Origin of the sequence: Agrobacterium cavarae, from assembly GCF_004310285.1 — a bacterium.
GTDB lineage: Bacteria > Pseudomonadota > Alphaproteobacteria > Rhizobiales > Rhizobiaceae > Agrobacterium > Agrobacterium cavarae.
This window is the reverse complement of the sequence record NZ_SISF01000031.1, coordinates 482,734-494,726: the sequence shown is the minus strand read 5'-3', so window position 1 is coordinate 494,726 and position 11,993 is coordinate 482,734. Positions and strand designations below refer to the sequence as shown.

General features: G+C 58.4%; 10 protein-coding genes. 5 read left to right on the top strand and 5 right to left on the bottom strand.

Translation table 11 applies throughout. The features are described from left to right. Window positions 1-43: 43 nt before the first annotated feature. From EYC79_RS15695 to recO, 3 genes are all read left to right on the top strand, one after another. The gene (locus EYC79_RS15695) at window positions 44-796 is read left to right on the top strand and encodes a Crp/Fnr family transcriptional regulator (protein ID WP_062425668.1); all 753 of its coding nucleotides are present in this window, start codon (window positions 44-46) and stop codon (window positions 794-796) included. A gap of 319 nt (window positions 797-1,115) precedes the next feature. Next, window positions 1,116-1,469: a response regulator gene (locus EYC79_RS15690; RefSeq protein ID WP_062426149.1), complete on the top strand. Its 354-nt coding sequence runs from the start codon at window positions 1,116-1,118 to the stop codon at window positions 1,467-1,469. 283 nt (window positions 1,470-1,752) lie between these two features. After that, window positions 1,753-2,532, top strand: coding sequence for a DNA repair protein RecO (recO, locus tag EYC79_RS15685; protein ID WP_113262224.1), 780 nt, complete (start codon window positions 1,753-1,755; stop codon window positions 2,530-2,532). A gap of 18 nt (window positions 2,533-2,550) precedes the next feature. Here the strand turns inward: recO and EYC79_RS15680 are convergent, their stop codons facing one another. Beyond that, a complete protein-coding gene (locus EYC79_RS15680) occupies window positions 2,551-3,783 on the bottom strand; it encodes an MFS transporter (protein ID WP_111847781.1) in 1,233 nt (410 codons plus the stop codon). Between the two features lie 131 nt (window positions 3,784-3,914). On the opposite strand from EYC79_RS15680, the gene EYC79_RS15675 reads away from it, so the two are divergent. After that, window positions 3,915-4,649 carry a class I SAM-dependent methyltransferase gene (locus tag EYC79_RS15675; protein ID WP_130978567.1) on the top strand — a complete coding sequence of 245 codons (735 nt, stop codon included), beginning with the start codon at window positions 3,915-3,917 and terminating at the stop codon, window positions 4,647-4,649. Here the strand turns inward: EYC79_RS15675 and EYC79_RS15670 are convergent. The 4 genes from EYC79_RS15670 to EYC79_RS15655 form a co-directional block, all read right to left on the bottom strand. Then, window positions 4,646-5,491 (bottom strand): MOSC domain-containing protein, encoded by an 846-nt coding sequence (locus EYC79_RS15670; RefSeq protein WP_130978566.1) that lies wholly within the window; start codon window positions 5,489-5,491, stop codon window positions 4,646-4,648. The two genes, EYC79_RS15675 and EYC79_RS15670, sit on opposite strands and share 4 nt — an antisense overlap. A gap of 10 nt (window positions 5,492-5,501) precedes the next feature. Continuing rightward, window positions 5,502-6,143: an HD domain-containing protein gene (locus EYC79_RS15665; protein ID WP_130978565.1), complete on the bottom strand. Its 642-nt coding sequence runs from the start codon at window positions 6,141-6,143 to the stop codon at window positions 5,502-5,504. 57 nt (window positions 6,144-6,200) lie between these two features. Further along, window positions 6,201-8,996 carry a DUF2339 domain-containing protein gene (locus tag EYC79_RS15660; RefSeq protein ID WP_130978564.1) on the bottom strand — a complete coding sequence of 932 codons (2,796 nt, stop codon included), beginning with the start codon at window positions 8,994-8,996 and terminating at the stop codon, window positions 6,201-6,203. Window positions 8,997-9,094: 98 nt separating this feature from the next. Next, window positions 9,095-10,660, bottom strand: a complete 1,566-nt coding sequence (locus tag EYC79_RS15655; RefSeq protein ID WP_130978563.1) for a VOC family protein — start codon at window positions 10,658-10,660, stop codon at window positions 9,095-9,097. A gap of 334 nt (window positions 10,661-10,994) precedes the next feature. Between EYC79_RS15655 and EYC79_RS15650 the strand changes: the two genes are divergently transcribed. Further along, window positions 10,995-11,984: an ABC transporter substrate-binding protein gene (locus EYC79_RS15650; protein WP_376782018.1), complete on the top strand. Its 990-nt coding sequence runs from the start codon at window positions 10,995-10,997 to the stop codon at window positions 11,982-11,984. Window positions 11,985-11,993 lie beyond the last annotated feature (9 nt).

Below are 11,993 nucleotides of genomic sequence, written 5' to 3'. Positions count from 1 at the left end.
CGTCTGATACCTCGACCCCATTTCTTGCCTCTAACGGATTGTCATGTCTCCAAAAAAGCCGAGCGGCGTTTCCACTACGCCATGTGAAGAGTGCCCGCTTCGCGACATGCCGCATTTCCGTGATTTCACTCCGCCGGAGCTTGATTTCGTTTCGCACTTCAAGACGGGTGAACTGAGCGTCGAAAGCGGCGCACTGATCCTGATGGAGGGGTCGCACAGCGCCCATCTCTTCACGGTTCTGGAAGGCTGGGGCTTTCGCTACAAGACACTGGAGGACGGGCGGCGGCAGATCTTGAACTATCTGATGCCGGGAGACCTCGTCGGTCTGCAGGGCACTGTAATGGGAGAGATGCAGCACTCAGTAGAGGCCTTGTCGCCTGTAACGCTTTGCGTCTTCGAGCGCGGGCGCCTCCACAGCCTTTTCACCGATCACCCCTCGCTTGCCTTCGACCTCACCTGGATCGCTGCAAGCGAAGAGCGCATGCTCGATAGTCATCTGTTGAGTGTCGGCCGGCGAACGGCCATCGAACGCGCGGCCTATCTTCTGGCATTCCTGCATCAAAGGGCGACACGCGTCGGACTGCTGCAAAAGGGCGTGCCCATTCCCGTCACACAACAACATGTGGCAGATACGCTCGGACTTTCCATCGTGCACACGAACAAGACGCTGAAGAAACTTGCGGAACGAAACTTCATCCGCTGGATCGACAAGGGCTGTCTCGTGCTGGATCAGGAGGGGCTTGCGAACCTTGCGAGATGGGATCTCGATTCGCGCAGCAAGCGCCCCTTCATCTAAAGCATGGTCCGAGCAAAACTGTGCCGCGGTTCTGCGATAGCAACATGCGATCAAACAAAGACTCAAAGCGTGGGGAACGGATCTGAAAGATCGCGACGCGCTTTTGGGTGAAGAGACACACATCACACAAGGGTGTGCACGACGCTACGAGCGTGCTCTCACCGAGTTTTGAATCATGATTTCTGGGGCTTCACCCGGTATCCTGATATGTCTTTTTTAAATGACGCAGCGAAGCTGATCTGCGATGTCAGGAACACGTAAAGCTAATTTAATGAAATCGGCCTTCGATTTGAGGCCCGGCCCGGAGAATATAATAAACATGGTGCCTCAACGGGTTCTCATCATCGAGGACGAGTATCTGGTTGCGATGGACGCCGAAGCCTGCCTTCAGTCTATGGGGGTCGAAACTGTCGACATCGTGACCACTCTTGCCCAAGCCCAGGAAGCGCTGGAGCGTGCGCGTCCGGACTGCGTCTTGTTGGATGTGAATCTCTCGGACGGGATGAGCTATGAATTGGCGAGACGATTGAAAGATCACGCCATTCCGTTCGGTTTTGTCAGCGGATATGGGGATACCAGCGGGTTCCCCGAGGATTTCGTCGATACGCCCCTTCTCGACAAGCCTTTCGCCGAGCCTGAACTCAAGTCATTCGTCGCACGCCTGATGGCGTAAACATTGGACCCGAACCACTTGCGCAGACTATGGTCGAAGCAAAAGTGTGCATCGGTTTTGCAATAACGACACGCGATAAAACAAAGACCTGGAGCGCCGTGCGTCCGTTGAACGCACAAAGGACGCTCTATCTTCTTTGATCTACGCATCGTGCTGTCCGAAAAACGATTCCGATTTTCGGGCCGATGCTGTAAAGCGTAAGGAGCGAATCTGAAAGATCGCGACACGCTTTAGTCATGCGACGATTATCTGTCGTGGCGTTTGAGCTCTGGGCGATATCTTCATGCAGTGGCAGGACGAGGCAATTATTCTTGGCGTCAAGCGCCATGGCGAGACGAGCGTCATTGCTGAGGTGATGACGAGCGCCCGTGGGCGCCATCTCGGAATGGTACGGGGTGGCCGGTCCAGATCCATGCAGCCCGTCCTACAGGCCGGCAATCGCGTCGATGTCACCTGGCGCGCCCGCCTTGATGATCACTTGGGTGAATACCGCATCGAGCCGCTTCAATTGCGCGCCGCGCAACTGATGGAAACGGCGACTGCCGTTTATGGCGTACAGGCCATGGGCGCGCTGCTGCGGCTCTTGCCGGAGCGCGATCCGCACCCGCATCTCTATCGCGCGCTCGATATCATTCTCGACAATCTCTCCGACCCGGCTGACGCGGGCGAATTGTTCGTGCGCTTTGAACTGGCCGTGTTGAACGATCTCGGCTTCGGGCTCGATCTCACCGAGTGTGCAGCGACTGGAATTCGCAGCGACCTTGTCTATGTTTCTCCAAAGACAGGCAGAGCTGTTTCTCGTGCCGCTGGCGCGCCCTATGCGCAGCGTATGCTGGCGCTGCCTCCTTTTCTTGGCGAGGCACATGCACCGTCGGCGGATTGCCAAAGCCTGTCTGCCGCCTTTCGTCTGACGAATCATTTTCTCAACAGACACGTCTATGAGCCGAGAGGGATTCAAGAAAATGCCGCCCGCGACGGTTTCGTCCAGGCGGCTCTGAAGGCCTTGGAGCGGAAGTTGAATGAGACGGCAGGCGGGGCAGGACCAGTCGGTCAACCCGGTTGATCAATTTGTCTCTTGGCTTTAAGCCGCCGCAGCCGCAGGCCGCATGACGGGTCGCTCTTCAATCGGCCAATGCACGATGGCGGCAAAAATACCCATCGCGACACCCAGCCACCAGACGAGATCGTAAGAGCCAAGCTTGTCGTAGAGGAAGCCGCCGAGCCATACGCCAAGGAACGAGCCGACCTGGTGCGACAGAAACACCACGCCACCCAGCATGCCGAGGTGACGGGTACCGAACATGATCGCGACGAGGCCATTTGTCGGCGGCACCGTGGAAAGCCACAAGATTCCCATCACTGCGGCAAAGATGACGACGGAGACGGGCGTCTGCGGCAGAAGGAGAAAGGCGGTCACCGCAATCGAACGGCCGATATAGATATAGGCCAGAAAATGCGGCTTAGAATAGCGCTGCCCGATGAAGCCGGCCGCAAGCGATCCGCCGATATTGAAGAAACCGATCAGCGCCATGGCGATCACCGCATAGCGCGGTTCGATACCGATATCGCCGAGATAGGCGGGAAAATGCGCGGTGATGAAAGCTACCTGAAAGCCGCAAACGAAAAAGCCTGTGGTCAGCAACAAGTAGCTCTTGTGACCAAGCGCCTCTTTCAAAGCGGCACCGACGGTCTGCTGAAATTGTGCCTGCGACTGTGAGCCAGACGACGAGTCACCGCGCAGCGGCCATGCCAGAAGCGGCACCAAAAGCATCATGACGCTGAGAAAGACGAGACTGTCCGACCAGCCGTAATTGGAAATCAATCCCTGGCTGATAGGCGCGAAGATGAACATGCCCGCCGATCCCGCAGCGGTGCCGATCCCGAAGGCCATGGAGCGCTGCTCAGGCGTCACATGCCGGGCAAAGGCCGACAGGATAACGCTGAAGGAGCCCGCTGCAATGCCAAGCCCGACGAGAACGCCACCGCCGAAATGCAGCCAGAAGGGCGAGGTGCCGAAGGACATGCACAGGAGCCCTAGCGCATAGAGGACGCCAGACAGAACAAGCACCCGCCCGGTGCCATACTTGTCAGCCAGTGCGCCGAAGAAAGGTTGTCCCAGACCCCAGAAGAGGTTCTGCAGCGCCATGGCGAGCCCGAATGTCGAGCGATCCCAGCCCGTATCTGCCAGCATCGGCAGCTGGAAGAAACCCATGGCCGAGCGCGGCCCAAAGGTCATCACGGCGATCAGCGATCCAGCCAGAATGATCAGCCACGGCATGGGCCGGCTGGTAGACGCGCTGGATAATGTGGCCATGATGTTCCTCCGGATAGGAGAAGAACAGTATTCATCCGCACGCGATGACACCAGCGACTTTTCTTGACAGGTGCATCAGCGAGGTTGATGGACCATCGCGACGAGCGATCATCGATAAACTGGAACCTGCGATGAAACAGAATATTTATGACGATGAGGGTTTCTTCGAACGCTACAGCGCCATGCCCCGTTCGGAAGGCGGATTGGCACAAGCTGGGGAATGGCACGAGTTCCGTGCGCTCTTGCCGCCGCTGGAGGGGAAATCGGTTCTGGATCTCGGCTGCGGCTTTGGCTGGCATTGCCGCTACGCGGTTGAGCAAGGCGCGGCAAACGTCGTCGGCCTCGATTTGTCAGAGAAAATGCTGGAGAGGGCGGAACGGATCAATGCGCATCCCAGGATCAGCTACCGGCGTGAGGCGATCGAAGATGCGGTCTTCGAGGCGGATAGCTTCGATGTCGTGTTGAGTTCGTTGGCTCTCCATTATGTCGCGTCGCTCGAGCCGGTCTTTGCGCGCGTCTTTAAGCTGCTGAAGAAGGACGGTGCCTTCGTCTTCTCGACCGAACATCCCGTGTTTACTGCACTTGAGCAGCAGGACTGGTTTTACGGGGAAGCTGGCGACATTCTTCATTGGCCGCTCGACAATTATCAACAGGAGGGCGAGCGCCATTCGAACTGGATGGCGGATGATGTCATCAAGTATCACCGTACCTTGTCGAGCATCATCAACTCGCTGATCGATGCGGGCTTTGCCATAGAGCGGCTATCGGAACCGAAGCCGGATCCTGCTCTTCTCACCGAACGCCCGGAACTCGTGCATGAGAACCGCCGCCCGATCTTCCTCATCGTGGCTGCGCGTAAGGTCTAGCCGCGTCGCTTCAAAGGCCATGCCTCGTCGCGCCACTCTATGACCTTTGCGACATCGCCGAGGCTGATCGTCCCTGCACCGCGAGGGGTCAGGTTCCAGCCGAAGAGCACGCCCGGAACGCGACGATCCGCGGACATCCGGATACGGCCCATGGCCTTCATCGGGGAGGGAACATCACGTGAGCCCGTTTTCTGGTCCTGCGTGGTCATGATACAGCGGGCGCATGGTTTGACGAGATCGAAGCGAATACCGTTGATATCGATCGCCGCCCAGCGATCTTCCGCCCATGCTTCATCCGTCTCCAGAACGATGTTGGGGCGGAAACGCTCCATGCCGATGCTGTCTTCGCCATTCGCCATCATGTTCGCGTTGAGAGCCTCAAGCGAGGCAGTGGTCGCAACCAGGATCTGGTAGCCATCTGCAAAGGTGACGGGCGTCTCGTTGCCGGTCCACTCCACATTGGCAAGGCGCGTTGACCGGTCATCGAAGAAGGCGAGCTTCATCTCTTTCCCAAGCCACTGCGACAGCGCGCCGTTGACGTCATCCGTCGCCAGAGCGGCATCGACGTTTGATTTCCAGACGGTAATTTCGAGCCGCGCAGCCGACGGTACGGCGAGGACTTCGCCCTTGCCATCGATGGACAGGCGATAGCCGCCGGCTTCCGGCACCACGTTCAAGCTGGCGATTGCAGGAAGTTCGCGTTGGGTGATGAAATGACCGGAGGGGTCAACCAGCATGGCGCGGCGGTCGCCTGGCAGGCCTTCAGCGGAAATGGCGCTCTGCGAAAGTGCAATGCCTCTGGCACTCTTCACAGGGTAGATATTCAATTGGGTGATCTGCATCGCCGTTTCCTCAGATTTCGTCTAGAAACATATCGAGCACCTGTTGAAGACGCTCATGTCGTTCTTTTGCAAGCTGTCGCCCGGTTTCGGTTTGAAAGCCATTGGCCAACTTGAAAAGCTTGTTTTCAAAATGGTCAATGGCAAAGCGGCGATCATCGAGCGGACGGTCTTTCGCCAGTGGGTCGGCTGGATCGTATAGGGCTGAGCCCAGGCGCCCGGCAATGTAGAAGCAGCGGGCCGCACCCACCATGCCGATGGCATCCAGCCTGTCCGCATCCTGCAGGATCTTCGCCTCGAGCGATTCGGGCACTAGATTGGCGGAAAAGCTGTGCGTCAGAATCGCGTGGGCCACGGCTTCGATATCCCGTTGCGTCCAGCCGAGGCCGCCAAGAATGGCACTCGCCTTCTCGGCAGCCAGACGCGACGCTTGTGAACGCAGTGGCGAATTCTTCTCGACCGCCAGGCAATCATGCAGCAGAACGCTTGCGGCCAGCACCGTGCCGTTCCCGCCCTCTTGCCCATGAATGCGCATGGCATTGCGGAAGACGCGGTGAATATGCGCGAGATCATGCGAACCATCATCGCCTTCCGCCGCATGCGGGATCAGCGTTTCGGCAAGCGCTTCATATGGCGCAAAAGACCCAGCATGCATTCGCGATTCCCCACTCTCATGACATCGCGTTTTAGAGCGGGTGAAACGGCGGCGCAATCACTGCTCAGCCGCGGCATCCTTCGGTTTGGCCGTCAGGATCTTCTGGTAGAAGAGGCCGATGCCGATCAGCACGACGCCAAGTCCGATGAAGGAGAGGGCGCGCAACACGCCTTCCAGATTGCTCATATCGATGAGGAACGCCTTGGCAACAGCAAGCAGCACCAGCGCAGCGGAGGCGAGACGCAGGCTCTTGGCATCGAAGCGAGAGCCAAGCGCCAGGAGCAGCACGCCAATGGCGAGCCAGACGACGGAATAGCTGTAGGTCTCACCCTGGAGAAAGCCCTTCCAGTCCGCAATGTTCTCCCCCTGCCAGAAGCGGCGGACCGATAACGTTGCCCAAGCAAAGCCAAGGACTGCGCCCGCAAGCGCGAGCAAGGCAACATAAGGCTGAGGGCGTTTGCCTCGGGCATAAAAAGCAAGTCCCGCATAGGCCGCGCCCGGCAGCAGATAGCCGATGAGAAGCAGGTTGAAGAACGGCCAGCGTCCGGTGTTCTCGCCGGTAAAATAGGGGTTCAGCACAAAGAAATGCGCAACCAGCACATTGACGATCGCAAGGCAGCCGGCGAGCATCGAGCCGTAGCGGAAGATCGGACTTGGGCTTTTCATGTCGAGCGTCATCAGCACACCGGACATGCCGATCGTCAGCAGCGTGTAGATCGATTGTTCGCCGAGTGTCGGCACCGCGTCGTTCAACACGCCGCCATTCATCGCGTGCCGCACGAGGATTGCCAGCGTCAACAACACCATCAGGCTTGCAAGAGCTTGCAGGAAGTTTCGGACGCGGAGATCAGGTGAATGGCGCAACAGCCATGCCGAGACCACGGCAAGCAGGGCAGGAATGCCATAGCCTGCAAGAAGCGCATTGAAGACGGGCGTGGTACCAAGGTTCTGCGGACCGACGATCGTCGGCTCCCAGGCAATCCTGCCAAGCACGATGACAAGTGCGAGTGCCATGACCCAGGCGAGAGCCGGCCAGGAACGACGCCGCGTTCCGAGAACGTAGATAAAGCCGAGAAGCGGGATAAGGATGGTGGTCGCCAGCCCGTTCGTCAGGGCATGGATCGTCAATAGAAAGCCGAGGAATGAGCCGACAATGAGAATATTGACGGGCCGCTGGAAGGCAGGCGCAGAGCTTCTGTCGAAACGATAGGCAGCGCCAAAGAGAACGAGACCGATCGCCACGCCATAGGCCGCGTGCAGCCAGTCCCGCGTCAGATTGCCATATTCGACGAAACTGATGACGCCGAGCCCGACGGGAACGATGGAGCCGATCAACGCCCAGAGTGTGCCGAAACTCGCATCCCTCAATGTTCTGCGCCGTATCGCTTCCACGGCAAACAGCAGGAAGACGATGCCCATGATGCGGGTGATCGAAGCCTGAAGACTGTGATCGACGGCGATCGAGGCAGGTGTTGCGACGCTGCCGAACGTCGACAGGAATTCGAGGTTGTTTTGCGCCAGGATATTGGCGCAGCCGAGTGCTGCGAGCGAAGCGAAGATGGCGGGCCACACCGCATTGAGGCGGCCGGCACCCAGCGCCGCAAGCCCGATGATGAGCACAGCAACGACGAAAGCCGGATGCATGCTGATGCCGGCGCTGCTGGCCAGCATGGCAAGTGCGGTGAGAACGATCGCAAGCGAGGCGGTGAGATTGATCGCGAGCGGCGGTCTTGCCAGGAACACGAGAAGGCGGTTTGCGGGTTTTGCAGCATCCCCCTCGGTCACAGGCGGTTTTTCATCTGCGACATGCTCGTAGACTTCGCCAGGCCAGATCCAGATCAAGCCCGCGATCATCGCGAGAAGGGCGAACATGACAGGCTCTGCGAGGACCGTGGTCGACGCCATGGTGTAGCCGACAGCCCAAAGGCCAAGGCCGATATTGGCGAGAGCGGGCACGAACTTCCATCGCTGGTATCGCGCCGCAAGCGCTGTTGCCACCCATGAGACGGTGAGGAAGCCGAAGAGCGCCCAGATGTTCGGCGTCTCGGTAACAATAAGAGCGGGCGTGATCATCGAGCCGAAGAGCCCGAGCCCTGCAAGCGCCTGACCGTGAAGCAGCGACAGTCCGAGTGTGGCGAAAGCCACCAGCGCAAGCAGGATGAAAGCCGTCGTCGGTCCGATATACTCGTAGATGCCATAGGCGGCAAAGACCACACCGAAGAGGGTCAGCGAGGCGGCGGCTGTCAATACGCCGGGGATCATGGCATTGGAATAGGCGGCCGCAATGCCAGGCACGGCCCGGCGGCGGATGGCTTCGCCGGCAGCAGCAAGCAGAAGACCGAAGAGGGCCGCCATGGCAAGCCGCACAGCGGGGCTCAACAGACCGTTTTCGATAGAGTATTTGACCAGCAATATGCCGCCGAGACCAAGCGTTATGCCGCCGAGCCAGACAGCCCAACGCGCACCAAGTCTGCTTTCGAAGCTTTCCTTCGGGGTCGCCTGGGTGGTTGTAGCGTGGGCGGAAACAGCGTCTTCCTGCTTAAGGGCCTCTGCCTTTGACGGAATTGGCAGCGGCGGCGGTATGACGTTTTGCTCCGCTTCAGCAGTTTCAGTTTCAGCCTGCGAAGCCAGTGGCGTCGCGCTTTCAGCGGCTAGGTCCGTTGCGTCCTTCAACTGCTCTCGATCGTCGGCAGACATGGCAACCGGCACGACACCCGCCGCCATCTGGGCCTTGAGGCTGGACACTTCCTTTTCAAGCTCTGCGAGGCGTCGGGAGTTCTTGATGCTGGCGCTCAGCGTATAGAAAAACGCAACAACATAGCCGACGATAAGAAGCAGCAGGAAAGATGTCATAAGCACTCCGCGTATAGCTCTGTTTTTTAAAGCCTTTTATTGCGGTATCTGCAAGCGTCTTGGCGTCTTTTGGTTCCCACCGCGGTCGTTCTTGGCGCCTAGTTGGCCGCGTGCGCCGCGATCCATTCCTTGGCCAGTTCGACGTCTTCGAATCCAAGGTCGTGATTGTTCGGCAGAACCCTGACCTCCACCTCGGCGCCGCTGCCTTTCAGAATGTCGGCAAGCGCATGGGCCTTGTCGCGATGGCGATCTGTCTCTCCGGCAGCCAGCAGGAAGTGTTTGGAGGCTAAATCCACGGCAGGCCAATGCTCCAGAACCGGCATCGGTCTAAGCAGCAAGGCATCGGCCGCCCAATCGGGATGGAGGGCAAAGAAGGCGGCGAGGAAGTTGGCGCCGTTGGAGTGGCCGATGAAGCGCAACTTGGCGCGATCAATGCCATACGACTGGATCGCGCCTTGCATGAAGGCGGCGAAGGCTTCGGCTTCAGCAGCAATATCCGTCTGGTCGAAGTTAAGATCGCCAAAGCGCCGGAACCAGCGCGCCACATCTTCTTCCGTGCTCCTGCCGCGAACGCCAAGCAGCGTGGCGTTGGGGTTGGCCCGATGTGCCAGTGCCATCAAGCTGGTCTCGCTGCCGCCCGAACCGTGAAGCAGGATAATGGTGCTGCCATCCGGGTCCGCAGGCGTGTGGAAACGATGGATGAAGGGCAGGTCGCGGTAGATCACGCGCTCCTCTCCCGGCATGGAGAATTGCGGCAGCGCCACGCGCACGTCTTCCTCATCGCGCATGAAGAGCGGCGGAATGAATAGTTCCTCGCCGAGCCTTTCCAGCGGCTCGTCGATGGTCATGCCCGGCGCGTCGGTCGCCATCTCGATCAGCACGCCGCCCGGCTCGCGGACATAGAGCGAGTGAAAATATTTTCGGTCATGCGCATTGGCGGTGGAAGAGTTCAGGGACTTCAGCCGCTTGAGCGTCTCGTCCAGTTCATCCATGTCCTTGGCGCGAAAGGCGATGTGATCCACGGTGCCTGTGCCCGGCGCACTGGACCAGAAGCCCGTTGCATCGCGGACGTCAATAATATCGCCGGCATCGGACGACATACGGCGGATTGCGCCTTGTTTGTTTTGGCGCGCGTAGCCGAAATAGTTGGAGAGGAAGCTTTCGGTCTCTTCCGGCACTTCGCTGAGGACGGTAGCGCCACGAATGCGACGGATGGCGTGTTCTATCGGGATGCCGGGCGCATCATGCGGCTGGGCTTCAGGGAAGGCGCCGGTGCCGACAAGCTTGATGATGATGCCGTCCGGATCCTTCAGCCGGATGACAGGCTCGCCGAACTCTTCCATCGGTCCTTCGGTATGGACGCCCGCCCGCAAGGCGCGCGTGAGCCAGAAGCCGATGCTCGCGGGATCGATTGCAAGAGACACCTCCAGTGTTTGTCCGTAACCGACGCGCCCCTGTCCGCCATCCTCCCAGACAAGAAACGTCATCAGTGATCCAGGGGTGGCGGCATAGTCGCCGTAGAGCAGGTGGAGCTGCATGGCGTCTTCGAAGCCGGCTGTTCGCTTGACCAGTCGCAGTCCGAGAAAACCCGCATAGAAATCCACATTTGCCTGAACCTTCTTCGTGATCATGGTGATGTGGTGGATGCCAAGGGCCGATGTCATGCGTCTCTCCGGACTGTCGTTGATGCTGCCATCTTCATCGTCTCGGTGGATTTCGCAATCCATGAGCGGAAGAACGATGTGTTCATATCCTTAGCACTGACAGTGCGACATCTATGTTTCGCCTATTCAATTAGCGTCATGCCTCCAGCAAAAGCCCTAAAAGGATAAAAAATAGTCAAAATAAAATTTGCGCAATTTATAAGCTATTAGTTCTTGCCATTAGGAATGAAATTGGTTTGTATGACGGCAACGACACAAAAAACCTCCAGAGGAAAATTTCTGAATGTTCACGCGAAGGCTGTTTTCAAAGACAGCGGCTTTAGCCGCTCTTTCCATGTTCGCCGGCATCTCCGTCGCACCCATTGCAGCTTTCGCCGATACGCCGATCAAATTCACGCTCGACTGGAAATTCGAAGGCCCATCCGCAGGCTTTCTGCTCGCGCTCGATAAGGGATATTTCAAGGCCGAGGGCCTGGATGTCACGATCGATAGCGGCAACGGCTCCGTCGAAGCCATCCCACGGGTTGCAACCGGCGCCTACCAGATGGGCTTCGGCGATATCAATTCCGTCATGAAGTTTCTCGACGAAGATCCGACACAGAAGGTGAAGGCCGTTTACATGGTCTATGAGCGGCCGACCTTCGCAGTCGTCGGTCGCAAGTCCTTGGGCGTCACGGAAGACCCGAAGTCGCTGGAAGGCAAGAAGCTTGGCGCGCCGCCGCCGGATGGCGCCTTCGCCCAGTGGAAGGCGTTCAAGGAGGTCGCCAAGATCGATGATAGCAAGATCACGATCCAGTCCATCGGCTTCCCCGTGCGCGAACCGATGCTGGCAAAGGGCGATGTCGATGCCGTCTTTGGCTTCGCTTTCTCGGTGATCCTGAACCTGAAGGCGCAGGGCATCTCTGACGATGATATCGCCACGATCCTGATGGCGGAGCATGGCTTGAATCTCTATGGCAACGCCGTGCTGGTAAACACTGATTTCGCTAAAGAAAATCCGCAAGCGGTGAAAGGTTTCCTCAAGGCGCTTGCCAAGGGCTTTGCCGATGCCGTCAAGAACCCGGAAGAGGGCGTTGCTGCAGTTCTGAAGCGTAACGAAACGCTGAACCCTGATATCGAATTGCAGCGCCTCAATATGGCAAATTCGATGAACATCAAGACGCCCTACGTGATCGAAAACGGCATGGGTGGCGTCGATCCGGCACGCCTTGCGGCATCCATGGAGACGCTGAAGGTTTCCATCGGCCTCAAGGGCAACGTCAAGGCTGAACAGGTTTTCGACGCAAGCTACCTGCCGCCGAAGGAGGAGCGCATGCTGCCATAATGGCGGCCT

What these genes read in the sequence shown, in the direction of transcription:
- EYC79_RS15695 (WP_062425668.1), top strand. Translation starts at nt 44, where the DNA reads ATGTCTCCAAAAAAGCCGAGCGGCGTTTCCACTACGCCATGTGAAGAG.
- EYC79_RS15690 (WP_062426149.1), top strand. Translation starts at nt 1,116, where the DNA reads ATGGTGCCTCAACGGGTTCTCATCATCGAGGACGAGTATCTGGTTGCG.
- recO (WP_113262224.1), top strand. Translation starts at nt 1,753, where the DNA reads ATGCAGTGGCAGGACGAGGCAATTATTCTTGGCGTCAAGCGCCATGGC.
- EYC79_RS15680 (WP_111847781.1), bottom strand. Translation starts at nt 3,783, where the DNA reads ATGGCCACATTATCCAGCGCGTCTACCAGCCGGCCCATGCCGTGGCTG.
- EYC79_RS15675 (WP_130978567.1), top strand. Translation starts at nt 3,915, where the DNA reads ATGAAACAGAATATTTATGACGATGAGGGTTTCTTCGAACGCTACAGC.
- EYC79_RS15670 (WP_130978566.1), bottom strand. Translation starts at nt 5,491, where the DNA reads ATGCAGATCACCCAATTGAATATCTACCCTGTGAAGAGTGCCAGAGGC.
- EYC79_RS15665 (WP_130978565.1), bottom strand. Translation starts at nt 6,143, where the DNA reads ATGCATGCTGGGTCTTTTGCGCCATATGAAGCGCTTGCCGAAACGCTG.
- EYC79_RS15660 (WP_130978564.1), bottom strand. Translation starts at nt 8,996, where the DNA reads ATGACATCTTTCCTGCTGCTTCTTATCGTCGGCTATGTTGTTGCGTTT.
- EYC79_RS15655 (WP_130978563.1), bottom strand. Translation starts at nt 10,660, where the DNA reads ATGACATCGGCCCTTGGCATCCACCACATCACCATGATCACGAAGAAG.
- EYC79_RS15650 (WP_376782018.1), top strand. Translation starts at nt 10,995, where the DNA reads ATGTTCGCCGGCATCTCCGTCGCACCCATTGCAGCTTTCGCCGATACG.